The sequence below is a fragment of the Psychrobacillus sp. L3 genome (assembly GCF_042945595.1).
Taxonomy (GTDB): domain Bacteria; phylum Bacillota; class Bacilli; order Bacillales_A; family Planococcaceae; genus Psychrobacillus.
Genome location: NZ_CP168493.1, coordinates 2,788,431 through 2,813,542, shown reverse-complemented (window position 1 = coordinate 2,813,542; position 25,112 = coordinate 2,788,431). Strand labels below are relative to the sequence as shown.

The window sequence follows — 25,112 nt, the reverse complement described above, 5'->3', positions numbered from 1 at the left end:
TTTTTTTATTAAAATACCCCAATCGGAGTTGTAATAAAAGCATATTGCAGAGGAAGCCATTAAAACAACTTCTAAGGATATCTGCAAAATATTAAGGCTTATCAAAGCAAAGCTAAATCCGTTGAGGTTTCTTATATATCTTTTTACAGTGGCTTCCTACAACTACCTTTTAAATATGGTAATATTGGATTAATGAAAAAACTGAATTGAGGAACTTATCTATCATGATAATCTGAAATATATTTACGTATTCAAAGATTGTGTCCTAAAAGACTAAGGTTGGTGTAAAAATGATCATATACGAATCTACAAAAGAGCAATTCGTAGGGGATATTGTAAATGAACTGCTCATTGACCGATTATACAATTCTTATCAGGAGAAAATTGGTCGGACATCCAAGGCTGAGATTCGCTCATGGGAGAATTCATTACAAAAAATGTCCAATGTAATGCAAGATGGGGACATTCCTAATGATGCCTCTGTAGCAATCGAGTTCAATATTCCTAATACCTCGATGCGTGTAGATTTTTTAATTGCAGGAAACGATGGCAATCAGGATCATGTGGTCATTGTGGAATTAAAACAGTGGGAAAGCGTTGAAAAGATTGCCACTAGAGATGGCATCGTTAAAACGTTTGTCGGTAAAGCGAATCGAGAAACGACACATCCATCTTATCAAGCATGGTCTTACGCAGCACTTATTGAGGACTTTAATGAGAATGTCCAAAAGCAAGAAATCCAATTAAAGCCCTGTGCATACCTACATAACTATCGAAAAGTCGATAATGATCCACTGACGGATGCCCATTATGGAGATCATCTCGAAAAAGCACCTGTTTTCACTAAGGGTGAAATTGAAAAACTTCGTTCGTTTATTAAGAAATTCATTAAAATAGGGGACCAGAATCAACTATTATACCAAATTGAAAATGGGAGAATTCGTCCTTCAAAATCTTTGCAAGACGCATTAAATAACATGTTAAAAGGTAATGAAGAATTCATTATGATCGATGAACAAAAAGTGTTCTTTGAAGAGGCATTTCATCAGGCGATGGATAGTGTTAAAACTGGTACAAAACAAGTCATGATCGTGCAAGGGGGGCCTGGCACAGGGAAATCAGTTCTTGCCATAAACTTATTGGTAAAACTAATTGACCAAGGACTCGTAGCAATGTATGTAACAAAAAACTCGGCTCCTCGCAATATTTACTCTGCAAAACTGAAAGGTGATTTTAAAAAGGCGCATATTGATAATTTATTTAAAGGATCTGGTAGTTTTACAGAAGTAGAAGAAAATGAATTTGATGTACTGATTGTAGATGAAGCACATCGGTTGAACGAGAAGTCCGGGATGTTTCGAAATAAAGGTGAAAACCAGATAAAGGAGCTAATCAAAGGCTCCAAATTCACGATATTTTTTATCGATGAAAACCAAAAGGTCACACTAAGTGATATTGGTAGTGTCGATTTGATAAAACACTATGCTGAGCAATACAAAGCTAACATAATTTCGTGTGGTTTAACATCCCAGTTCCGTTGTGATGGTTCAGACGGCTATATCGCTTGGCTGGATGATGTATTGCAGATAAGAAATACAGCCAATATGCATGAACTAGGGATGGATTATGACGTCAGACTTTTTGAAAACCCAAATGAAATGCTTGCTGAAATTGAACAATTTAATAGAAGAAACAACAAATCTCATGTCATGGCTGGCTACTGTTGGGAATGGCCAAAGCAAAATCGGCAGGACGTCAATCATCACGACATCGCCATTCCTGAACACGACTTCGGTATTAGTTGGAACATCGAAAACACCTGGGCTATCGAAAACTCTTCAGTTAAAGAAGCAGGCTGTATCCATACCGCCCAAGGATTGGAGTTCGACTATGTAGGCGTCATTATCGGCGATGACATGCGCTTTGAGAATGGGAAAATCATCACAGATTACACAAAGCGTGCCAAGACTGACCAATCTTTAAAAGGAATTAAAAAGATTGCTAAAGAAGATCCAGAAGAAGCGCATGCATTGGCAGATCCTATTATTCGTAATACGTATCGGAAATTAATGACGCGTGGTCAGAAGGGTTGTTTTGTATTTTGTACGGATTCTGCGCTGCAGGAGTATTTGAAAGAGCGGTTGAAGAAGGTGACGTTTTATCGGAAGAAAAGGCAGGAGGCGTTGTATTTGGTGGATGAGAGGGAGAGGTATGAGCATTAGAAAGTATTAAAACAAAGGTATCAGGTTTAGAGTTGAATAGAAAGAAATCCCCTGTGTTAGACATAACTTAAATACAACTCTGGATAGTGTCTAAGTTGTATGTGGCGCAGGGAACATAGGCTAATTTTGGCTGGAATATCAACATATATACTGCATTTGTCTCAACATTTTCATTGCTTCGTAATCTTTCATCAAAACTTTTTTTCAAAAATTATAGAAATGCCAGGATAAAAAAGTTCCCTGTGTTAGATGTGGTTTAAAAATAATTCTGAATAGTGTTTAAGTTGTGTGAGGCACAGGGAGCATACACTATTTGTTTACTAAAAAAGTATGGTGATATTAATGACAATTGTACATATACGATGGTTTGGAGCATATAGTCTCGATAATTTTTACACTAAGGACATTGCTTTATATTCAGGAATCTATGCGATTTGTAGAGTATACGGTGAAAAGGAAACGTTGCTCTATATAGGAAAAACTAGCAGAACCTTTTGTCAAAGGATAAATGAACATCAAAAAGATTGGCTATGGAATGTAAAAGGGAAAATATTAATTAGATTAGGGTTATTAGAATTTCCAGATAGCGGAAGATATTCAGCTAAGAAACTAACTGATGTTGAATCATTATTGATATTGTGGCATTTACCGAAAGAAAACACGACATCTACATGCTTTTATCGGGGGAGAGTTGATTTGGAAATTATTAATGTTGGAAGAAGAGGTTTAATTGAAAAAAGGGTTTCAACGAGCAATTTGGATTGGGCATAGGAGATAAAAATAATGATAGAAAAAGAGTTAGTAAACTTTTTTGATTCAATTAAAATTCTAAGGGATAGTAAGATTATCAGATCTGATAGATATCTGGGTGATATTGGTGAATATATTTGTCAAAAGCTTTAAAAATGTGTCCCTGTGACGAAAACATTCACGTTATTTTGAACAAAAAATAAATGTTATGAATTTCATGCTTGTTTCTGAGACAAGGAATAAAAACTATGTACCATCAATATATCTCTCCTCGTCCTTTCGTATTGGAATTTTCCTTTACATATCAAATATTTTTTTGGTATGTCCCAATATTAATATCACCAAAAAGAATATACGACATATTTGTGAATAAGTGCAAATTAGGGGCTTTTCATCTGTATCAACGCTTATTTTATAATATGTCGTATGCCTAGAATTGCCTCCACTGTTATTTGGGATTTATCAATATTCTGATAGAAAAATTATAAGTCATAAATATTTATATTACATAGACTGTGAACTATACTTTGTTAATGAAATTATTTAATAAATGGTAATATGGATGTAATATACTATCTATTCTGGCATTTGAATATTGCATATTTTGTAATATTTTTTTAGATTCTCACTAATTTATAGTTTAGAAGATGGAAACCTATTTGGGAATTAGATTTATTCTTATAAGGAGATGTTAATATGACCGGATTTGCTAAAAAGTCTTTGTTTGAACGAGTGAAGCTCGTTATGAAAGATAAGGAAGAACTTCGAGTACCCATTCTTGTGAAAGAGGGTGTTTCAGCACAACGAGCAATAGATTCATTACAGGAGTGTATAGAAATAGGAACATCTTCAACTACACAAAAAGAATTAATGAACAAAATCAAAATCCTAGAACTAGGATTATCCGGTGAAAAAAGTGTTCAATTTGAACTTATGAATGCGTTTATACCCATTCATATTTTGCATGATCTTCACCTTCAACACGGGGAATGGAAAGCTCAATATGATTTTGTTGTCATAACTCGAAAATTTATGCTCGTAATTGAAGTGAAAAACTATTACGGGAATATTAAAGTTACCGAAAATGGAGAATTTATTCGTAACGTCATGAAGGGGAAAAAGGTAGTTTTTCAAGAAGGTTTTTATAGTCCAATTCGCCAGATTGAGAGACAAACAGAGGTATTACGAACATATCTGCAGGAAAACGGAGTAATCGGAAATAAGACACCGATTAAACAAGTAGTTGTATTTACAAATAACAAAACAATATTGGATCTGCAGAAAGCAAAAGAAGAGGTACGAGAAAGGATAATTCGCCGAGATGGGTTAGTGGAATATATCTCAAAGGAATTGAAAAAGTCTTCCCCTGTAAGCATTTTGGATAATCGGATGTCAGATATGAGTAGTTTTTTAAAAGATTCTCACATAGAAGTAGAACTAGAGAAAGCAACTGATACAGTAGAATTGAAATTGCTAGGAGAAACAGTGGATACTTTAGAAAATGCGCCTATAGAACAACCTCAAAATTCAAGCGGACTAGAGGACTCTTTACGAAAGTTTAGAAAAGAGAAAGCTATGGCATTAGGTGTAAAAGCATTTTATATTTTTTCTAATCAAACATTAGATGAAATCGTTTCTAAACAACCAACAAGCTTAGAAGAACTATCCACTATTAGAGGGATTGGTGGAAAGAAAATAGAAGAGTTTGGGCATGAAATTATTCAGGTTATTAAGGAACATTGAAATGAAATGAAGTAGTAATTAAATTAACTCTTACAAGGAAGCTATAGAAAAGCTAAATGCGCTTGTAAAACTAGATGGAAATAATGTTTTAGACCATTTTGTTGATGTCAACATAATGGTCCATCTGGTTCAGAATTGCAAAGAGAAGTGGAGGATATAATGACATATCCATGTGCTAGAACACGAATTCGAAACAATTCTGAATAGTGTATAAGTTGTATATGGCACAGGGGACATAGGCTAAATGCACTTGCTGAAGAAATTGGTTCAACCTGGTATGTAACTCCATTTCCAACTAGAGGAAAATAAAATTAATACTTGTTTAGTATTAGAAATGGATGGATGAAATGGAATGGAACCTGAATCATTAGAGTCATTTTTATCTAGCAGAGTGATAAAAAATTGTTGTTTGTCCAAGAAGGATTAATGCCCCTTTTTGTTTAGCTTCATAAACTAAAGAGGCGGTTAATAGGTGAAAAATATAATTATATTGAGGGGGGTTGTATGAAGATACATCATGTAATTTTCATAGTTGTAGTCGCATTAGCTGTATATGTCGGAGTAAATATGAACAATGAAAATACAATTGCTATCCAAGGTATTTCTAATGACAATCAAGCGTCTAGTACTTTACCTGTCAATGGTAGTGTGGAACAAACAGAAGCACTGGAAGAACAGCAAAGGGATGCGTTTAAAAGGTTTTACCAAAACATGTATAAATTTGTACATAATTTCGATGAAATAGATGAGAGTACAACGTCCATGGCAGCACAAAACCCTTCTAGAAACCAACAGTACGAATACTTTTCTAAGGTTAAGAATGCAATGGAAGAAGGGCAAAAGTTGCCTTTAACAAGGTTAGTCCCAGGGGGCTTCAGTAATTCTCAAACTAAAATAATGAATGATTCTACGACAGAGCTATATCATGCCTACCAATATAGAAAGTTTGGCTATGAACACTATTTAGAGTACTTAGAAACAGAGAGTCCCAAAGAATACAACACTTCTGTAGAGTGGATAAATAGTGGGAATGACAGCTTGCGGGCTGTAATAATTAACTTGGAAGCCCTTAGAATGGAATTGGGGTATAATGAACTAGAAAACAAGTAATTATTAAAGGAAGAAAATATTAAAAAGAATAAAAAAACATTTTCAATATAAGTTCTGACAAAGAATGTAATCGAAGAGGAATCAATTGGAAGCTTAATTGAAATCTCATTGAATAGAAACGATGTTATTGAATACAAGGACATGTTTAAAGTTAACTAGGAATACTTATGATTATATTTGAAGAATTATAGAGCAAAACTATTTAAGTACGCAAAAATGTGGATTGAAAATGGGTTGAATCAAAAGAAGTAATATATTTTATTACAACTAAAGGCTATGTTAAAGGCAAAGGTTGATTTATCTTAATATGTTAAGGTGACGCCTACCCTATATTCGACTATTTTTATTCCTTATTTGGATATTTATATAAAAAAATTATAAGCTTGTGAAGGTTTACACTTTAACTAACGCCGCAGGTGTGCGGCCGAGCCTAGGTCGTATCATATAGCGGGTGGGATTCCCGTCGAGAAAGAACTAGCCATTCACTCGTAGCGAGTCTTGGAGGGCTAATGGTAACATGAGCCTTTAAGCGTAGACAGTTAGGTGGCGGGCCGAAAGCCAAATGGTTGAAGGGATTGAGCTCCATAATGTTAGTAAATCGAGAGGGCTGATGCCTTACCTGCGGCAGAAAGCTACATTTTATCCATCGTTAAAGGCAAGAAGGATAAAACCTCTCTGGGGTCAGAGACCTTGGCACGTCACACATGGATATGATACGGCAACTCGGGAGACCCTACCGGTCTCTTCCTATAGAAGAGTATGGTGTACAAGCGATAATAAGCAAGGAAACCAAATGCCGTTGTAGGGAGTCGGATAGCAGCGTAGTACCAATGAAGTTGGGTAATGCCGATGGAGGAAAGGCTGCTACCAAGTTATCACCCTTACTAGTGACACATTTACTACACACTGAGGTAGAGATAATAAATGGAAACTAACCTATTAAGGATAGCAGAATAAGCAAATCTGATCGAAAGAGATTAGGTACATCTTGTGAATGGTGACTTGGAGGAGCCGTGTGCGTAAATAGCGCAAGCACGGTTCTGTGAGGGGGGAGGAACACAATCTACCGAAAGGTAGAGAGGTTCCCTTCTACTCGACTAGTTTAAAAAGATTTCTGTTGAAGCTGACAGATTATCATTGGAGGTAAAAAAATGAAAGAAAAAAAGTTTGACATTTTAATGTTATTTCAATTAATTTTTGCAGTCCTTGTTATGTTAATTGGAATTTGCGGTAAGATTACGGAAAACTACAACTTACTACCATTGATGTTAATACTTATAAGTATAATGTTACTTATAATGGGATTACGAGTATATAAAAGAAATCAGAGTTTATTGTGGGGTATCTTCTTATTATGCATTTCGTTATACATTTTATTCGTTGCGGTTAAAGGGATTATGGTTAATTAAATAGAAGTAATATTCAACTAACTTAGCCCATTATGACGCTCATTTGTTCCTCGTTCACTAGAAGTGTAGGGATGAGTGAAATAGACTTCTGTCTTCTCTTTTTCTAGTGAAACAGCAAGTTCCGCAAACTCAGAACCATTGTCCGATGTGATGGTTTTGAAGACAGAAGAAAAACGGTAACCGGACTGTTTCTGCAGTCTCTTCATAGCTTTTGTCACTGCCTCGCTCGCTTTGGCACCGATTTTCATGATGATTTCTTTTCGCGTTTTTCGTTCGGTCAATGTCAACAGTACCTCATCCTGACTTTTCTTGCCGATGACTGTATCTATTTCCCAATGACCAAACTCTTCCCGCTGATCCACAGCAGCTGGACGTTCTTCGATACTTCGACCAAGTACCCGTTTATTTTTACGGGAACGTTTCTTCTTGGTATTAAGGCGCGTTTTCATAGGCAAATCTATATTTCTTACACCAAGGAGTCCCATATCAATATAGTTATAAAGTGTTTTTGTGCAAACGGAAGCACCCTCAAATAAACCGTGAAGCCTCACAAAACCACGGACAGCATCTGGTGACCATTTGTCTTCCAGAATCTTTTTTTCTGCGAACCGAATGAATTCAATAGATCCGTCCAGCTTAAACTGGGCTCCACATTCAGTTCGGTTTTTTTCATATTGGAACTGTCCTGTCTCAGGAAAATAAGCTTGAAACAAGGTTCTACCGGATTTCATTTGCATGACGGTACCTCGCTTCAACTCACGACTAATCGTACTTTTATGACAGCCAACCGCATCAGCAATCGCCTGCATAGATTTTCCATCTGCATGAAGGGCAGCAATTTTACCCCTATCGAAAGGTGTTAGATGATTAAAACTATGTTTAGATGTGGTAGAATGTGTTTGAGCCATAGATAAACCCTCCGTATTGATTGATGTTTTCGTCGACTTAATCATACAGGGTTTATCTGTGGTTTTTCACGTTTGGAGCTGTTGCATTTGATTATACAACTAGCCGAAAAATAATTATCAATAATAAAAGAAAGTAAAAAAAGCATCGATACAAGTAGGGTATTTGAATGAATATTTAAACCAAAATATGAACAAAAGGAAGAAATCGTTAATTTAATAGTAGAGTCTGGATTAGGCATCATAGAATATAGAGATAAAGCATATAGAATTAAATAAAAAAGAGAGATGTTATTGAACGCAAGAATGTGGATTGAAAATAAGTTGAATTAAAAAGAAGTAATGATATTTCGTTAACACTAAATAATCTTGCCTCCGTATTACATTTTTCTAAATCGTAGTCAAAACCGAAGTCTAGGGTTTTTAATAGCAAGTAAAAAAACCTTGGAAACACTGCTGTTTCAGCATTCTTTGCAGATAGGGGTTAAAATCCCGCCGCCTCAATATAGGTATTCATCATATTGAATGCGATTTATGAAATATAAAATCCACGGTTACCGAAGATAATTCGATGATCGTGGCTTTTTGTTTTGTCATAGCGTGTGTCAAAAATTCAGATATTCCTAAATTTATGAAAATAAATGAGGTTAGGGAGGTCCTGGAAAATGTATATAAAAAAAGCATTATCTCAAAAGAGATGATGCTTTTTTTTTTAAGAATTCCTTGTTCCTAAAGAATTCTTGCGGGTTTGGCACCCAATGATAGCGATTGGCTTAAACCAATGAATAACAATCGGTATTGTTGGATGTCAAAAATTTATGATAAAGTTATTGTTAGCTAATCTAGTATAGCATATATTACTAAATGAAACAATGAGCATTTAAAAAAAATAACCATTTATAATTTGACGACTGAGATGTATGTCAGTCCTCTTCTATATGCTTCCTCCACATCCTGCTTATATCCGATTTTCCAAATTACGTGCAGTAGGACTCTTATAAACTCTCACTACGTGAATGACTTGTCGATTTAAAAAATCTGTTTAATAATGAGGGATTGCTTTGGGAGACATTATACAGGGATTTTATTTACTTTAAAAAAGCGTTCGATCATACGATTAATCGACTGTTGATTGGGCTAGAAACAGGGTTAATTCCAATACAAGATGGTCCAAAGGAGACGATGGGTTTACTAACAGAGGAAATTAGACAACAAGTTTTTAATCGTGATAACTATCAATGTCTTTGCTGTGGGAAAGAAAAAAGACGAGGTGTAGCATTGGAAATAGATCAAATTCTACCTATATCTATGGGTGGGGAAAATGTTCCGTCTAATCTACAAGCCCTTTGTAAACAATGTAAAGGTATAAAAAGAGTAAACGAAATAGACTATCGTTCTATTGTTTCTCCTTTATGCTTCCCAAAAGAAATGTTGCTATTTGATGTTACTAGTAGTGATAGTATTGAAAACGCTATTGCAATGATTGTAAATCACAACTATCATTGCAGAGCATTTTGTAGCTTAGATGGTAGTCAAAGAAGTAGCGGGAAAAATTATAAAAAGTGGATAATCAATTTATAGCGTGGTAATGATACACAATGACTAGAAGGGAATTCAGCTAAGTTATTGGCATACATTAATGATTATCTTAGTTGGGATCAAGTAGAGCAAATCATAATTAAAGATTAAAATAACTTCCCGTGATAGAAACATTCATGTTAATTCGAACAAAAGTGAATGCTGTGATTTTCACGTTTGTATCTAGTTGCTTTGCACGGGTGCCAAGTGCGGCCACAATTCACTGGAGAGCGTGAATGGTGTCCAAATCTGTCACCCTTAGTTTATGATGGCTCGTAATTTTCCGGAAAATAAAAGTTTTCTAATGGGACGTCAAAATACATAAACATATCCTTAAAATATGTCTCATCAATCAATTTGCGAAGCACACCTTTGTAATAACCGGGCAAGTTACGAATGTTTTTTCGCTTTGTTGCCATCACTGCAATCTTTAGCGCGCGATAGGCAAGGTCATCAAAAACTTCTTCATCATCTTTGTAAATATCAAAACGCAACATATCACCTGATAAAGATAGATGGATGCCGAAAAAATTGCGTGCTGTTTTTGTTTCGCCAATTGTATTCGAAAGGAATTCTTTCATTCTGCTAAATAGACTTGTGGATAACTTTTTCGATTCCATAGGAGACGTGTTAGTAAGATCTTTAATAGAAGATTTTAAAAATAACGGTTCATTCTCAGAAATCGGCTCATTTTCCTCGTCGTTATGCGGGTTGTCCGCATCCTCCCGACTGTTCATATTCCCCTGGTCATCGAAAGGTAAGATAATATAAATGTTAGCACCTAGTCCGCTCATGACAGGACGTACATAGTGAAGGCGTTGAATAATGCAAAGCTGTTCGAGCTTCCGAATCGCCCGACGAACAGTCGCATTCGACTTGCCGATAGCTGTTTCAATCGTTGCGTGTTTTAAATGGGCAGCCCCATATTTCACCGAATACCTTCGGATCACATCGAGCACAAGTAAGTCTGATTTGTTTAGCTCGTATCGATGGAATGCGCAATGTTTTGCAGCAGCATCATCCATCTCTTCTATTGAATTGAAACGAGCGTATTTTTGTAAGTAGTGAGTCATTAAAATTCCCCCTTTACCTTCTATATAGAATGGAGTGGGAGAAAAGTGGACAAGGGATGCAAAAGTTTTGTATTGTGTCCTTGCGTCAGAAACATTATAAAACAGGAAAGAAATGACGTCTTTTATTTTGCCAAAACAGGAATAAAGGATTTGAGGAAATGACAACGAAATAGATACTGTAAGGAAAGGAATAGAGCTAGGTGCTTTTCATTTCACAAAGCAGGTGGAGTAAAAAAAATGAAAATAGCTAAGTTCATATAATTGTTAGGAGTAGATTATAGGAAAGGCAGGAACGGTTATGATCGTGTGGTTTCGACATTTGCCCCAGATACGTATGGATGTAGAAGAATGGAAACCCTTCATTCAACATGCATGGTTTCGAAAGCATTTCATGAAGGTTGTTTACTTATTAATGGTTGCTTTTTTTCTAGCACCAATTTGGTTTGGGGTAAGCCTAGCTCAATTGACAAACTTCCCCCTTCTGCTAATCATTCTTCTAGTATTTGTCATACATGAAGCGCTTCATATGCTTGTCATACACAAGAAAGGCGACATGAGCTTAACGTTCAGAGGAATCTATTTTTGGATCCATACAGATGCAATTCTTTCTAAAAAGAGATATTTGGTCTTCATGAGCTTACCATTTATCGGATTATCGATAATCCCGGCAATTACTTCGTCCTTTGTATCGGGGGATTTGAAAGTACTCCTGTTATTTATCAGTTGGTTCAATTTGATCATCTCTGCATCCGATATTGTTAATTCAATTTTGATCTTACTAAAACCAAATCAATCTGTATTTTGTAGAGGGTACTATCGGAGAATGAAGTAGTATTTCGATTAGTGATAGAACAAGATTTGGAACAAATCGTGGAATCGTATGTAAGGATCTATTGAGAGAAGAGTGGATTGGCAATAGAGGAGATTGTAGAATGGGAGCCCATCCTTGTTGCTGCAACGTTAATGGAGATAGCGGAATCGGAACTGAAAGAATGGCTAGTGGTTATTGTGAATCAACATTTCCCGTTATAAAAAGTTAGGATCGGGTTGAATTATCATGAAAGTTTCTCACACATACACTGTCACACATCGCTTCCATTTTATGGAGTGATATGATTTCAATGAACGTCAAAGCCTTGATACAACAAGGCTTTGACGTTTTTTTAGTGTCTTGTTATTTGATCTTAATAACTTGACGGAAGTGTAAAATGGGAGTATTCTACATTAGTTGCGAAAAAAAGCTATAGTAAAGTAACATTTATTAAGTTTACTGTCAATAATTTAAATTACTATAAATTAAGATTTGAATTCAAATAAGTAAAAGGTTGGTGCGAAAATGAAAAATCTATTAAGTAAAAAAGATAATCGTTTAAACAACTTTTTTGGGATATATTTATTAGCTGTTTTGATGTTATGGATTAAAACATATATTACTCAAACATCACAATTTAAACTAGGAGTAGAAGGACCTCTTCAACAATTCCTTTTAATATTAAATCCACTAGGTTCAGCATTACTATTTCTAGGAATTTCATTTTTATTTAGAGGAAAGAAAAAATACACATCACTAGTTATAGTTTACACGCTTATGTCTATTCTTTTATATGCCAATGTTGTTTATTACCGATTTTTTAGTGATTTTATAACATTACCTACAATTTTCCAAACGCAGAACTTCGGAGATTTAGGTGGAAGTGTTCTTACTTTAATAAAACCTTATGATATCTTGTTCTTTGTGGATGTATTTGTAATGTTATACCTACGATTCTCAAGAAAAATACAAAAAGAAACAACTCGTTTTGGGTATAAAAAAGGAATAGCAATTATTGTTTTTGCATTAGTAATATCAATCATAAATTTAGGACTAGCTGAAATTAGTCGTCCGCAACTATTAACTCGGGGTTTTGATAGAAACTATATTGTGAAATATCTAGGAATGTATAACTATTCGATTTATGACTCAGTAGAAACTATGAAAGCATCATCACTTAGAGCTTTGGCGGATAGTAGTGATATTACAGAAGTGAATAACTATATACAATCTAACTACGCCAACCCTAATGCAAACTATTTTGGTAAAGCAAAAGGAATGAACGTCATCTATTTACATTTAGAATCATTCCAAAACTTTCTTATCAACTACAAATTAAACGGTGAAGAAGTTACACCATTTTTAAATTCATTAACAAAAGATAAGAATACAATGTATTTCGATAATTTCTTCCATCAAACTGGTCAAGGTAAAACGTCCGATGCAGAATTTATGCTGGAAAATTCTATATTTGGGTTACCACAAGGGTCTGCTTTTATTACAAAAGCACAAAATAAGTACCAATCAGCTCCTAGTATTTTAAAAGATTATGGTTATTCATCAGCTGTATTCCACGGTAATAACGGAAGCTTCTGGAATCGAAATGAAATTTATAAATCATTTGGTTTCGATCACTTCTATGATGCTAGTTATTATGACACGAGTTCTTCAAAAGACATGGCTGAATATGGTTTGTTAGATAAACCATTCTATGAACAATCTGAAAGTCTTTTAAGTGCGTTACCACAACCTTTTTATGCGAAATTTATTACGGTAGGAAACCACTTTCCATATGATATGAATCAAGACCTAGTAACAATTGATAAAGACAATACTGGAGATGCAAGTGTTGACGATTATTTCCAAACAGCGCGTTATACAGATGAAGCAATCAAACAGGCCTTCGATCAATTAAAAAAATTAGGCTTATATGATAATTCGATGATTGTTCTTTATGGTGACCATTATGGAATATCGGATAATCATAATAAAGCGATGGGACAAGTCATGGGAAAAGAAATTACACCATATGAAAGTGCTAATTTACAACGCGTACCATTATTCATACATGTTCCAGGGATGAAAGGTGGAACCAACCATACTTATGGTGGCCAAACAGACCTTCTTCCAACGTTATTACATTTATTAGGAATTGATACGAAACAGTTTGTTCAATTTGGTTCAGATTTATTATCAGAAGAGCATAATGAAGTTGTTCCATTTAGAAATGGTGATTTTGTCAGTCCTACGATTGATTCAATTAAAGAAAAATTTTATGATAATAAAACAGGTTTACCACTAGATGATAGTCAATTAAAGTTAGCAGATACTATCAAAGAAGAAGTGGATCGTAAATTGGAGCTTTCTGATAAAGTCGTGAATGGTGACTTATTAAGATTCAATACGCCAGAAGGATATACTCCAGTTGATCCTTCTCAGTTCAATTACAACAAAGATGCGAATGAAAAATCTAACTAATGGTTGAAATTAGTTTAAATTACATGTGAAAGAAACAACAACGAGCAATTTATTCTTGTATAAGCAACTAAGAAGTTAAAGAATTCATTCTTTCATTAGAATGGGTTCTTTTTTGTCTTTGTACATGTTACATACATAATGTTGGTGTTTAAGAACCTACAGAATCAAATGGATTTTAAGAATGAAAGAGTTAGCCCACATACTTTTAGGCTTACGTATTGCCATCGACTCGCATTAAGTGGTATGTCTACTTTTGCAATACAGAAGATGATGCGTCAAAAGAACATCAATGTGGCGATGACGTAAAGATAAGTATAATGAATACCATTTGGCTATGAATTATTTTACTAAGTTTTTACTGATATATGCAAGGTTAGGCAGTACACTAATAAAGTAAAAAGGTTTACTTCAGTAAAATAAGGTATATTATATTTGTTGAATAGATTCTCTTTAAAGACAAGAAAAGTAGGTGAACAAAGTGGGGAAATATACATTGGATACCAAAGGTCAGGTAGCTGTGGCAAAGTATCATGAAAAACACAAGCCTGCCAAATTTGATAAAAAGCAGCAGCTTGAAAAAATACGTGCGGAGTATTTGAAAAAAAAGCAAAAACAAACAGATAAATAATATGAATGAAAACATAGGAAGACTAAAATCTCCCTATGTTTTTCTTATTCGAAGTTCTTTTTTTCAATTGATGATAGAGTTTATTATTCTCCTAAATTTCAGATTCGGTGACAAAAAACTCGTCATCAGATATCCATTCCTCACTAATTGATTTTGACATTGAAACGACATAGCCATTATTTAAAATAATAACGTTGTAAACAGGGGGTTCACCAGCTACAATTGAGGACAAGAATTACATGATTTGAACGGATTTTTCTGTTTTGATAAAAAGCGTAAAACCCTTATATATCAATGGTTGGCGAGCGTACTGTATGATATTACGAGTAAGCCACCAGCTACGATTGAGTGGGAATAGTATTTAAATAATATTTGTAGAGAATCCTAAAAATGATTCTCTTTTCATTACGCAACCATATGGTAGATACTAGTCCACAGAAGATCATTGAACCAAGTTCGTAAATATGTAATACTCCCTAGTAGAGAAAACGTTGATATAACAACGTTTAGCAGCGTAGATGCTTAAGTGTTAGAGCCTCTGGACGTGGTGGGTTCGACTCCCACCGTATTCATAATATGAAATTATTGGATTTCGCAATCAGCACCACCAGATAAACAGGTGGTGCTGATTGTCGTTTTATTCGTTAACACAAATTATTTTATACTCATTAGTAAAGCTATGAAATAAAACCATGTCCCTATGTCTGTCATCACAACTGTGAAAATTAATAAAATAAAATTGGTACAAAAAATAATTCTGTTTGACAAAAGAGTAAACAGATGGTCTATATTACTCTCTTTTATTTTTCTGTTATACCAATGTAAACAAGTTGACTTTGTATATACATATTTTATACAATTGTAACTCGACTGAAATTTTAGAAAGGTTAGGAGGTAGTATCATAATGAGCACTATATATGAAGCGGAATTAAAGAGATTGCAAGAAGTTTTATCAACACTGGATGAGCGAATACACAAGCTAGAAAGTATTCCAGTTTATCATGGAGATAACTATAGCGAGCAAATTCTTGAAAGTATGAGGGAGTTAAATCGGCAAAACTTACGAATTGGTGCACAAGAGCCATACTTTGGTCGGTTAGATTTTAAGGAAGATGGCCATTTAGAGCCAAATCCATTATATATTGGGAAAGTCGGTGTTTCTGATGAGGAAGCGAGGAAACCAATAGTTATTGATTGGCGTGCACCAGTTGCGAGTATGTTTTATTCCTTCAATGGTGGTGAAGAACTGGCTTTTTATCAATCGCCCGATGGATTGGTAGAGGGTGAAGTCTATTTAAAAAGAAATATTGCCATTCGTAAAAGAGAGCTAGAGCGAGTTATTGATACATATGTAAAAGGAAGTGAAGATGTATCCCTGACAGACGAATTTCTCTTGTACCTACTAGGTGAAAATAAAGATAATAAATTAAAAGATATCGTTTCAACGATACAATCTGAGCAAAATGAAATTATCCGAGCTGAGAAAAATATGCCATTATTGATCCAAGGGGTTGCAGGGAGTGGGAAAACAACTGTCGCTTTACATCGCCTTGCTTTTTTAATTTATGAATATCGTGAACAGCTACAAGCAGATAGAATGATCATTTTCGCTCCTAACAGTTTGTTTTTAGATTATATTTCTGGTGTACTTCCTGAACTGGGAGTAGGTAATATTAAACAAACTACTTTTCCAGATTGGGCGTTACGTCTCTTAGATAATGCGGTGAAATTAAAAAATCCAGAAGAAAAGTTGAATGAAGCTTTTTCAATTAATCGTGATAATAATAAAGTTATGCTCGATAAATTAAAGGGGTCAATCAAGTTTAAGTCATTTATTGAAAGAAGTCTCATTCAATTTGAAGAAAAACTAGTACCATCAACTAATTTAGAACTGTGGGATCAAGCTGTAATAACAGTAAATGAAATGAAGAAGTGGTTATTGGAATATAAGCATTATCCATTAACAAAGCGCAGGGAACGATTAGTTGCACGAATCAAGCGTTGGATAGAGATAGAACTTAAAAAGTTCGAAGGAACCAATGAGAAAAAGCTATTGAAAAAAGAAGCTAACAATAGATTAAATGCATATATGAAGTTTTGGCCAAAAATGAGTGCTTTATCATTTTATACATCCTTGATGAATCGAAAAGAAATAATAGAACTATTACCTGAAGCGCTTGTTCGAGAAACAGAGAAGAATTGCCGAAAAAAAGAAGTAAATGTAGAAGATTTAGCACCACTCCTATATATTCATCATCAGTTAACGGGAATAGAAGGTAAACAAAAATTTCATCATGTTGTCATCGATGAAGCACAAGACTTTTCGCCGTTTCAAATTTATATATTAAAAGAGATTACAATAGGTAATTCTTTTACTATTTTAGGTGATTTATCTCAGGCAATCTATAATTATCAAGGTATAGAGGACTGGAATGACTTTAAAGAAGTGTTTCAAGAAACGGGTTATTATGAACTGACGAGAAGTTACCGTTCTACAAAGGAAATTATCGAATTTGCAAATGAGGTCATTAAGCATGCCGAAGTTCCAGTAGGTCTAGCAACACCAGTTTTTCGTAGCGGTGAAAAAGTGAAAGTGATTGCTACAGATGATCAAATTACCGAAATCGTTAAGGTACTACAAGATTTACAAAAAGAAAATCTCAAGACGATTGCGATTATTGGTAGAACAGATGCTGAATGCCGTTCAATACATGAAAAGTTACTAACAGCAGGGATTAATGTGAACGTCATTGAAGCAAATCAAAGGAAATACGAAGGTGGTATTTCTGTCGTACCGGTGTATTTAGCTAAAGGGTTGGAATTTGATGCAGTGTTACTTATGGATGTGGATGCAAGTCACTATAAAGATTCAAAGTATGATGCCAAATTATTATATGTAGGCTGTACTAGATCTCTCCACGAGTTACGTATTTTCTATTCTGGTGAAGCTTCACCATTAATTCAAGGAATACCAAAAGAATTTTACGAAAGTAATTAATAGATGTTTGAAGAGGATTACTCAGTGATATGTTTGAGGGTCCTCTTTTTTGCGTTAATTTAGCGAGAGTAGTTGGTCTTCTTGGGGGAAATGTAACTTTTAAAAGCTTGAACTAACTTCCATATGTCAGAAATAATCATGTTGACACAGGGAATAAGTTTCATATTTATTTTATATTTACAAAAGATATTTCATAAAGTATTATTATGCTATACGATATAACGTAAAGCATAATACCGTGTGACATAATATATTAAAATGCGAAAGAAGGAGTGTAAGTAATGGCATATAATGGGGGACCGATGACTGAAGCAATGTATTATGTACTACTGGCATTAATGCATCCCAATCACGGGTATCAGCTGATGCATGCAATTACAGAAGTTTCGAATGGCAGATTAAAAATGGGGCCGGGTACACTTTACGGAGTACTCTCACGGATGCAAAAAGATGGCCTTATTTCATTGTCAGAAGATGATGGTAGAAGAAAGACCTATCAAATTACAACAGAAGGTGAACATGCATTAAGAACAGAGTATAGTCGATTAAAATCCCTAATCCAAGATGGAAATATTTTAGAGATAGGTGATGAGAATGGATAAGACGGTTCGTAAACTTCGTCCAAGTGATTATTGGAGAATCGGTGAACATGAAAGCTGGTTTCAAGACATGGCAGCAAACGGATTCCATCTGAAAAAGATGGGGTTACGTTTTGCTCATTTTGTTAAAGGTGAACCGAAAAAAATGAGGTACAGAATAGATGTAACAATAAAAAAGAAGATTACACCAGAACAGATCGAGATGTATGAGGATAGTGGATGGGATTATGTGACAGGCTATCAATATTTTCAAGTATATTCATCACCTGTTGAACGTGATGCACCAGAGCTACATACAGACCCAGCCGAGCAATCTTTTACATTTAAAGCACTGGGCAAAAAATTAGTCTTTAATGCTGTTATGGTTGTTGTCGCATTACTTTTAATCATTGGCATGGAGGCTGCAATTTGGTTTCTTGATGGAACACCAACCTTTGTTTTAGTTGATGGGTTAGCTGTTCAACAAACGATTTTATCTATTCTAATTGTATATCTGGCCTATATTTCACTGCAAGCAGCCATATCCATCCGTGCTTTACGTAAAGATCTGATTGAGGGAAAACCGATTAATCATCATGCCCCATGGAAGAAGCACTATCGATTAAATTCAGTTCTCGCATTCCTATTTACAATCGTTGCTGGATTGAGTGCCATCGTTCCATTCGGACAACTTATAAAAAATGATACACAAACATTACCAGAAGCAAAACTTCACTTACCGATTGTCAGATTAGCAGATGTAGAGCAGAATCCTGCTTTGGTTCGGGGAGAACCTTATATGATTGACGATGTTGATTGGGGCAACCGGTATACGTATAATTGGAGTCTGTTAGCACCAATCCAATATGAATCAAATGAAAACGGGGTTGTTCCCGGAAAAATGTGGGGCGACGGGAGTGGCGAATATTCCCCAAGTATTCATACAAGGCTTTATCAGTTAAGTGTACCAGCTTTAGCAGATAATCTAATTGCTGATTTAATAAAAAGATTTAATTATGAATATAGCGATGCTGATTTTGTTGAGACAAAGCATGCAGACCTCGATCTTTTGATAGTTCATGAGAACGATGAAATTAAAGAAGTATTTGCTTCGAAAGGAAAAGCTGTCATATATGTTCGTTATTATGGTTATGCGGATATAAATTCAGTAATAGAAAACCTAGTAGATAAGATTAAGTTGATTACGGAGTAATACTTGAATTCTATTTGTTATTGGATAAAAAGAAATTTACCAGTAAGGAAGAAACATCGATTTAAAAGAATTACTAAATACTTGTTTGATGAATTAATATTAAATAGCTTATTTGTTTTATCTTGTTGTTCTCTTATTGCGAGTGGTGTGCTGGTAATACCCCGTTAATCGGTGATCTTTTGGTATTACTAGATCTAACCTTGTTCTTTATTTAGCTTCGGATGAATCATGCTACTCAACAGGCTCTGAGTTCGTGATCGAGGGTGGACTAACAGCAATGTAAGCGCGACAAATAGAAAACTCGTATTTTTATCAAACTTTTGATAAAAATACGAGTTTTGTTTTAAGGTGATAATAATGTTTCTAGCCTGTTTTTAATCTAGTCTTATTTCCTTTTTACTTATATGGAAGCATCTTGCTCATCCACTTGTTCGGCCCTCCGCCTAGATTTCTACACTTAAAGGCTAATGTTACCATTAGCCCTCCAAGACTCGCTACGAGCGAATGGCTAATTCTTTCGCGACGGGAATCCCACCCGCTATATGATACGACCTAGGCTCGGCCGCACAACTACCCCGATAATTTAAGTGAACAATTTCACAATCTTTTTTGCTACATCTATATCTTTCCAGATTACTATTTGACTTCCTGAAATTGTAAGGAAAATTAAATGGACGTAAAAAAAGCACTGCTAAAACAATGCTAGTTTTACCATAATGTTGTGTTACTTGTGTAGATATTTCTGCTGTTAATTGAGTATTTTGTACCGATCAACTGAACAGGTTATTCATCCAGATACTTGTTCTTTTTCTCGATTTTTTATGCAGTTCTATTGCTTTGTTACTGGATGATTTTCTATTAATAAATACAGGAAATCATTATTTATTCTATTCAATTACTTTTTGTAAGCAAATGTATTGCGTTTATCTAGTAACTATATTATAGTAGGTTACGTAAAGTAATTGGATTTGGAGGGTATTTATGAAAAAGCAACAATTGGCAACACTTATTTTACGTGTCGTGTTTGGATTCACGTTCTTAATGCATGGCATAGCAAAATTCCAAGGAGGTATTTCAAATACAGTTGGATATTTTGATTCGCTTGGTATACCAAGCTTTCTAGCATACGCAATTGCAATTATTGAATTAGTTGGTGGGTTATTATTAATAGTTGGACTAGGAACACGTGTAATCGGCGGCCTATTTGCGGTAATAATGCTAGGAGCAATCTTCTCAGCGAAACTATCGTTAGGATTATTAGGCGATGGTGTATCAGCTGGATACGAATTAGAATTAGTCTTCTTAGCAATCGGTGTTTACTTCACCTTAGCTAACCCGATTAATTTATCACTTGATGAAAAACTGTCACCAAAAAAAGATAATGATTTGAGGTATTAATATGAGCTTTATAAAAAAAATATTTGGATTAAATACAAATGAAGAGCAAACAGGAGGAAATGACATGATGAAAATTGGTATTGTTTTAGGAAGTACAAGAGAAGGACGAGTTAGTCCACAAGTAGGGGCATGGGTAAAAGAATTAGCAGATAAACGTGGAGATGCAAACTACACGATTATCGATATCGCAGAATACAAATTACCGCTTTTAGGCGAAGCAGGCGGGGATGCATCCGGTGCAGCAGCATGGTCAGAAATCATTTCTAAACAAGACGGATTCGTATTCATCGTTCAAGAATATAATCACTCTATCACAGGAGCACTTAAAAATGCATTAGATTACCTACGTGAAGAGTGGAACAACAAAGCAGCAGGTATCGTATCATACGGTTCTGTAGGAGGAGCTCGTGCAACAGAACATTTACGTGGAATCTTAAGTGAATTACTTGTAGCGCACGTTCGTGTACATCCGGCATTATCATTATTTACAGACTTTGAAAATGGTACAGACTTCAAACCAGCTGCTGTACAAGCAGATTCAGTAAACCAAATGTTAGATCAAGTCATCCCTTGGACAACAGCATTAAATACAGTGCGTAAATAATTCCGAATTATGGAAATCTCTACAAATCACAAAATGTACATGAGTGCATGTACATTTTGTGATTAATATTAATAAGTTTTGAGCAAAACGCTATCAAGTAGATAATGAGGACATCGTAATTTGTCCCTGACATTTCTTCAAGTGATTTTGTTGGAATCCAATTATTCTTATATTTTACTACTAGATCCGACACTTCCCACCATAAAAATACTTCACCTAATTAGGGTATGTTCAGTCGCTTGTATCTTATGTATAAAGGGAATGCCATATTATAAAAAGTAGTTTGTTTGATTTTGTCTAGATTCAGTATCTACGAAATGTTATTTCTTCAAAAGTAATTATAGGGAAAGGTTGATTTTCGTAAAATGGTATGATGACTCCTGCCCCCTCCATTGGATATTTATGTTAACATCCGAATTAACATGAATGTTGTAATTTTCATGTTTGTTTCTGACAAATGGAATAAATGTACAGGCAGTTTTCTATATACATTTCACCATATTTGATGAAATCGTCCAATAACGTTTTGAGTTGAAATGACGCTAACGAAGGCGTGTGAATCGATTTGTCTCACAATTTTTTTCAAGTTTGCCAATTCCCCTACAACTGTCACACAAAATAAGACCGTTTTTTGATCATGGGTATATCCACCAGTTGCATCCCACATCGTTGTTCCGCGTTGTAACTTCACATTGATTTCGTGACTGACTTCTTCGCCGCTATTAGTAATGATTAAGACAGATACACGATTGACGTGACTTAAAATGATTTCATATGTTTTCATCGTTGCAAACATTGAAATAATCGTAAATAAGGCGATTTCACCACCAAAAATAAAACCAGAAACGATGACAATTAGTACATTTACAACTAAACTGGCTTTTCCTATAGATACATTGTAGTATTTCGTAATGACCCTAGACAGAATATCAAGCCCACCTTGCGAGCCACCTCTTCTTAAAACAATTCCGCACCCAATTCCATTAAGTGTACCGCCAAAAATTGCAGCGAGGATTGTATTATCCGTCCATAATTGTTGAACGGGGAAAAGATATATAAAACCAGATAATAAAATGATGGCAATCATCGTAAAAATACTAAACTTTGTCCCTAATAATTTATAGGCAAGCACCATTAATGGGATATTTAATACAAAATAAAATACGCCAACATTAATCGGGAAAAAATGATGAATAAATTGAGCAATCCCAGTTAAACCACCAGATAGTAATCCTGCGGGAATAATCAACATATTAAGTGCAACAGCAGAAACCACTGTACCAATAATTATTGAAAGCAAATCTATAACAATGGATGTGCTTTTTTTTTCGGTAGTTGACATAAGTATGCACTCCTTTAAAAGAATGGTGAATGACTGTGTTTATTCAATTATTTATGAGGCTTTAATATTTGACTAAAACTTCTGCATCCATTCATCTATGTTGTATCTACGATCATTTTCTTATACATTAAACTCCAAAGTGATAAATACCTTTCAGAATAGAATGATTTTAGGAATGGGAATGCAGCTTGGAAAATCTATGAAAATTACATACTGAAAACCAAACTCGTGAATTATCTAAATTGAGCAGTTAAAATCATGTCCCTATTTCAGAAAGATTCATGTTAATTCGAACAAACGTGAATGTTGTGATTTTCATGTTTGTTTCTAACTTAGGGAACAAATTTAAGAAATTCCAAAATTTTGCCTAACAAAAAATAACAATGCAAAATTCTAAAAATTTGTGTTAAAATAAAATATCAGTCTACTTAATGTTAAAATAAGTATATATTATTTTTATGAGGAAAAGTGATTGTGCATTTTTTATCATGGGAGTTTTAAGAAAATTTTGGGGGATAGTATGATGAAAAAATTATTAGGTAAATGGAATCGAGTGAGCCTGGTTAAAAGGATTGTTATCGGTATTATTGTCGGTGTTATCTTAGCTGTAACCATTCCTGATGGCGCAAGTTGGATCTCCATTTTTGGTTCTTTATTTGTCGGTGCATTAAAGGCAGTTGCGCCAATATTAGTATTATTCATAGTGATGCATGCGATTGCCGTACATAAAAGTGGTAAGAAAACGAATATGAAATCGATTCTTGGTCTCTATGCAATTGGTACATTCCTTGCAGGGGCTGTCGCAGTAGTTGCAAGTTTTTTGTTCCCAATTACACTAACACTAACGACAGGAGCAGCAGATCTATCTCCACCAGAAGGCATTGCTCAAGTTATTGAAACATTACTATTTAACTTAGTTTCCAATCCAATTGCTGCAATAGCAAATGCTAATTATCTAGGTATATTAATGTGGGCAGTAGTTCTTGGTCTAGCACTAAAAAATGCGAATCAAAATACGAAAGACATGTTAGGAAATTTTTCGGATGCAATTACTAAAATAGTACAATGGGTGATTAATTTAGCGCCCCTTGGAATTATGGGACTTGTTTTTGATGCAATTGTAACAAGTGGTCTTTCTGCTTTACTCGATTATGGTAGATTAATCTTAATTTTAGTAGGGTGTATGTTGTTTATCGCGCTTGTAGTAAATCCGTTAATCGTATTTATCTATACGCGAAAAAATCCTTATCCACTTGTTTTAATGGTTTTAAGAGAAAGTGGTATTACAGCATTCTTTACACGTAGTTCAGCTGCAAATATTCCGGTAAATATGAAATTATGTGAAAAACTTGGCTTAGATGAGGATACTTATGCAGTGTCAATCCCTCTAGGTGCTACTATTAATATGGCTGGTGCAGCCGTTACCATTGCTGTGCTAACTCTTGCAACAGTAAATACGCTTGGCATTCAAGTTGATTTTGTCACTGCACTTATGCTTTGTGTTGTAGCAGCTATCTCTGCAGCAGGTGCATCAGGTGTTGCAGGCGGATCACTTTTACTTATCCCACTAGCATGTAATTTATTTGGAGTTCCAAATGATATTGCTATGCAAGTTGTTGGTGTTGGTTTTATCATCGGTGTTGTTCAAGACTCTTGTGAAACTGCACTGAATTCATCCTCTGATGTACTGTTCACAGCTACAGCAGAGCACGCTAAAGAACGTAAAGAAGCTAAAGTAGTTACTATGAATTCTTAGGATCTACGATATTAGAAGAAAGAATATAGAATTTTATGGTTTCCCCAAGCATAAAGGTATTCATCTGATTGAATGCTATCTATAAAGGTTTAAAAGCCACGATTACCGAAGAAGACTCGGTGATCGTGGCTTTTTGGTAGTGAAAATAAATACTTTCCCTACACAAGAAACATTCGCGTTAATTCAAAAAAACGTGAATGTTTTATTTTTCATGTTTGTTTCTAAAATAATGACAATTTAGTTCGACAAAAAATGACAAGTAATATATAATGTGATAGTAATATATAAGCATGATATTAGTACTATTTTTTTCTAAAACTGAAAAAGGCAAACTTATCGAAAGGTAAGGACGCAAAGCTACGAGTCTAAAATCCTTCTTGGATAACGATAGTCGGGTTGCCAAGAATAATTACGATTATTTGGCTATCCTATCTATATCTGGGATAGCTTTTATTTATTGCACTCTTACGAAAAGAATGGATAAATGTCAACGATGAAGTAAAGCAGACTATAAC

The 25,112-nt window shown here is 34.8% G+C and carries 21 protein-coding genes, 1 pseudogene and 1 riboswitch; of the genes and pseudogenes, 17 read left to right on the top strand and 5 right to left on the bottom strand.

The annotated features are described in order from the left end of the window. The first annotated feature begins 290 nt into the window (after positions 1-290). From ACEPXD_RS13910 to ACEPXD_RS13900, 3 genes are all read left to right on the top strand, one after another. Positions 291-2,222 (top strand): DNA/RNA helicase domain-containing protein, encoded by a 1,932-nt coding sequence (locus tag ACEPXD_RS13910; RefSeq protein ID WP_391116837.1) that lies wholly within the window; start codon positions 291-293, stop codon positions 2,220-2,222. A 333-nt stretch (positions 2,223-2,555) separates the two neighbouring features. Then, entirely contained in the window at positions 2,556-2,993 is a 438-nt protein-coding gene (locus ACEPXD_RS13905; RefSeq protein WP_391123249.1) for a GIY-YIG nuclease family protein, read from the top strand. 675 nt (positions 2,994-3,668) lie between these two features. Beyond that, the gene (locus ACEPXD_RS13900; protein ID WP_391116835.1) at positions 3,669-4,715 is read left to right on the top strand and encodes an HRDC domain-containing protein; all 1,047 of its coding nucleotides are present in this window, start codon (positions 3,669-3,671) and stop codon (positions 4,713-4,715) included. Positions 4,716-4,982: 267 nt separating this feature from the next. On the opposite strand, the gene ACEPXD_RS13895 is transcribed toward ACEPXD_RS13900, so the two are convergent. Continuing rightward, positions 4,983-5,132, bottom strand: a complete 150-nt coding sequence (locus ACEPXD_RS13895; RefSeq protein WP_391116833.1) for a hypothetical protein — start codon at positions 5,130-5,132, stop codon at positions 4,983-4,985. Positions 5,133-5,219: 87 nt separating this feature from the next. On the opposite strand from ACEPXD_RS13895, the gene ACEPXD_RS13890 reads away from it, so the two are divergent. Together ACEPXD_RS13890 and ACEPXD_RS13885 are read left to right on the top strand one after the other, a co-directional pair. Next, on the top strand, positions 5,220-5,825 hold the full coding sequence (locus ACEPXD_RS13890; protein ID WP_391116832.1) for a hypothetical protein: 606 nt from the start codon (positions 5,220-5,222) through the stop codon (positions 5,823-5,825). A 1,151-nt stretch (positions 5,826-6,976) separates the two neighbouring features. Next, positions 6,977-7,234, top strand: coding sequence for a DUF3953 domain-containing protein (locus tag ACEPXD_RS13885; protein ID WP_391116830.1), 258 nt, complete (start codon positions 6,977-6,979; stop codon positions 7,232-7,234). A gap of 17 nt (positions 7,235-7,251) precedes the next feature. Here ACEPXD_RS13885 and ACEPXD_RS13880 read toward each other — a convergent pair whose 3' ends face one another. Further along, positions 7,252-8,142, bottom strand: coding sequence for an IS30 family transposase (locus ACEPXD_RS13880; RefSeq protein WP_391116828.1), 891 nt, complete (start codon positions 8,140-8,142; stop codon positions 7,252-7,254). Between the two features lie 1,053 nt (positions 8,143-9,195). Here ACEPXD_RS13880 and ACEPXD_RS13875 point away from each other — a divergent pair. After that, a complete protein-coding gene (locus ACEPXD_RS13875) occupies positions 9,196-9,720 on the top strand; it encodes an HNH endonuclease (RefSeq protein ID WP_391116826.1) in 525 nt (174 codons plus the stop codon). A gap of 260 nt (positions 9,721-9,980) precedes the next feature. Here ACEPXD_RS13875 and ACEPXD_RS13870 read toward each other — a convergent pair whose 3' ends face one another. Then, positions 9,981-10,790, bottom strand: a complete 810-nt coding sequence (locus ACEPXD_RS13870; protein WP_391116824.1) for a helix-turn-helix domain-containing protein — start codon at positions 10,788-10,790, stop codon at positions 9,981-9,983. 298 nt (positions 10,791-11,088) lie between these two features. On the opposite strand from ACEPXD_RS13870, the gene ACEPXD_RS13865 reads away from it, so the two are divergent. From ACEPXD_RS13865 to ACEPXD_RS13850, 4 genes are all read left to right on the top strand, one after another. Then, complete coding sequence (locus ACEPXD_RS13865; protein ID WP_391116822.1) at positions 11,089-11,622, top strand: DUF3267 domain-containing protein; 534 nt, start codon at positions 11,089-11,091, stop codon at positions 11,620-11,622. A gap of 77 nt (positions 11,623-11,699) precedes the next feature. Next, positions 11,700-11,822: a hypothetical protein gene (locus tag ACEPXD_RS13860; RefSeq protein WP_391116820.1), complete on the top strand. Its 123-nt coding sequence runs from the start codon at positions 11,700-11,702 to the stop codon at positions 11,820-11,822. Between the two features lie 304 nt (positions 11,823-12,126). After that, positions 12,127-14,079 (top strand): LTA synthase family protein, encoded by a 1,953-nt coding sequence (locus ACEPXD_RS13855; RefSeq protein ID WP_391116818.1) that lies wholly within the window; start codon positions 12,127-12,129, stop codon positions 14,077-14,079. A gap of 478 nt (positions 14,080-14,557) precedes the next feature. After that, positions 14,558-14,707 carry a hypothetical protein gene (locus tag ACEPXD_RS13850; RefSeq protein WP_391116816.1) on the top strand — a complete coding sequence of 50 codons (150 nt, stop codon included), beginning with the start codon at positions 14,558-14,560 and terminating at the stop codon, positions 14,705-14,707. Positions 14,708-14,798: 91 nt separating this feature from the next. Here the strand turns inward: ACEPXD_RS13850 and ACEPXD_RS13845 are convergent, their stop codons facing one another. Further along, complete coding sequence (locus ACEPXD_RS13845) at positions 14,799-14,939, bottom strand: hypothetical protein (protein WP_391116815.1); 141 nt, start codon at positions 14,937-14,939, stop codon at positions 14,799-14,801. Positions 14,940-15,612: 673 nt separating this feature from the next. Here ACEPXD_RS13845 and ACEPXD_RS13840 point away from each other — a divergent pair. The 6 genes and pseudogenes from ACEPXD_RS13840 (at position 15,613) to ACEPXD_RS13815 (ending at position 21,499) form a co-directional block, all read left to right on the top strand. Continuing rightward, the gene (locus ACEPXD_RS13840; protein WP_391116813.1) at positions 15,613-17,706 is read left to right on the top strand and encodes a HelD family protein; all 2,094 of its coding nucleotides are present in this window, start codon (positions 15,613-15,615) and stop codon (positions 17,704-17,706) included. Between the two features lie 281 nt (positions 17,707-17,987). Next, positions 17,988-18,308, top strand: a complete 321-nt coding sequence (locus ACEPXD_RS13835) for a PadR family transcriptional regulator (RefSeq protein ID WP_391116811.1) — start codon at positions 17,988-17,990, stop codon at positions 18,306-18,308. Next, on the top strand, positions 18,295-19,497 hold the full coding sequence (locus ACEPXD_RS13830) for a DUF2812 domain-containing protein (RefSeq protein WP_391116809.1): 1,203 nt from the start codon (positions 18,295-18,297) through the stop codon (positions 19,495-19,497). The genes ACEPXD_RS13835 and ACEPXD_RS13830 overlap by 14 nt, the downstream gene beginning before the upstream one ends. A 193-nt stretch (positions 19,498-19,690) precedes the next feature. Beyond that, a pseudogene (locus ACEPXD_RS13825) lies at positions 19,691-19,780 on the top strand (3-alpha-hydroxysteroid dehydrogenase); the annotation flags it as partial. Between the two features lie 698 nt (positions 19,781-20,478). Continuing rightward, positions 20,479-20,895 carry a DoxX family protein gene (locus tag ACEPXD_RS13820; protein WP_391116807.1) on the top strand — a complete coding sequence of 139 codons (417 nt, stop codon included), beginning with the start codon at positions 20,479-20,481 and terminating at the stop codon, positions 20,893-20,895. A 1-nt stretch (position 20,896) separates the two neighbouring features. Continuing rightward, a complete protein-coding gene (locus tag ACEPXD_RS13815; RefSeq protein ID WP_391116805.1) occupies positions 20,897-21,499 on the top strand; it encodes an NADPH-dependent FMN reductase in 603 nt (200 codons plus the stop codon). 493 nt (positions 21,500-21,992) lie between these two features. Here the strand turns inward: ACEPXD_RS13815 and ACEPXD_RS13810 are convergent, their stop codons facing one another. Beyond that, the gene (locus ACEPXD_RS13810; protein WP_391116803.1) at positions 21,993-22,841 is read right to left on the bottom strand and encodes a YitT family protein; all 849 of its coding nucleotides are present in this window, start codon (positions 22,839-22,841) and stop codon (positions 21,993-21,995) included. Between the two features lie 523 nt (positions 22,842-23,364). Here ACEPXD_RS13810 and sstT point away from each other — a divergent pair. Further along, entirely contained in the window at positions 23,365-24,597 is a 1,233-nt protein-coding gene (gene sstT, locus ACEPXD_RS13805; RefSeq protein WP_391123247.1) for a serine/threonine transporter SstT, read from the top strand. Positions 24,598-24,913: 316 nt separating this feature from the next. Then, a riboswitch (cyclic di-GMP riboswitch) is annotated at positions 24,914-25,001 on the top strand. Positions 25,002-25,112 lie beyond the last annotated feature (111 nt).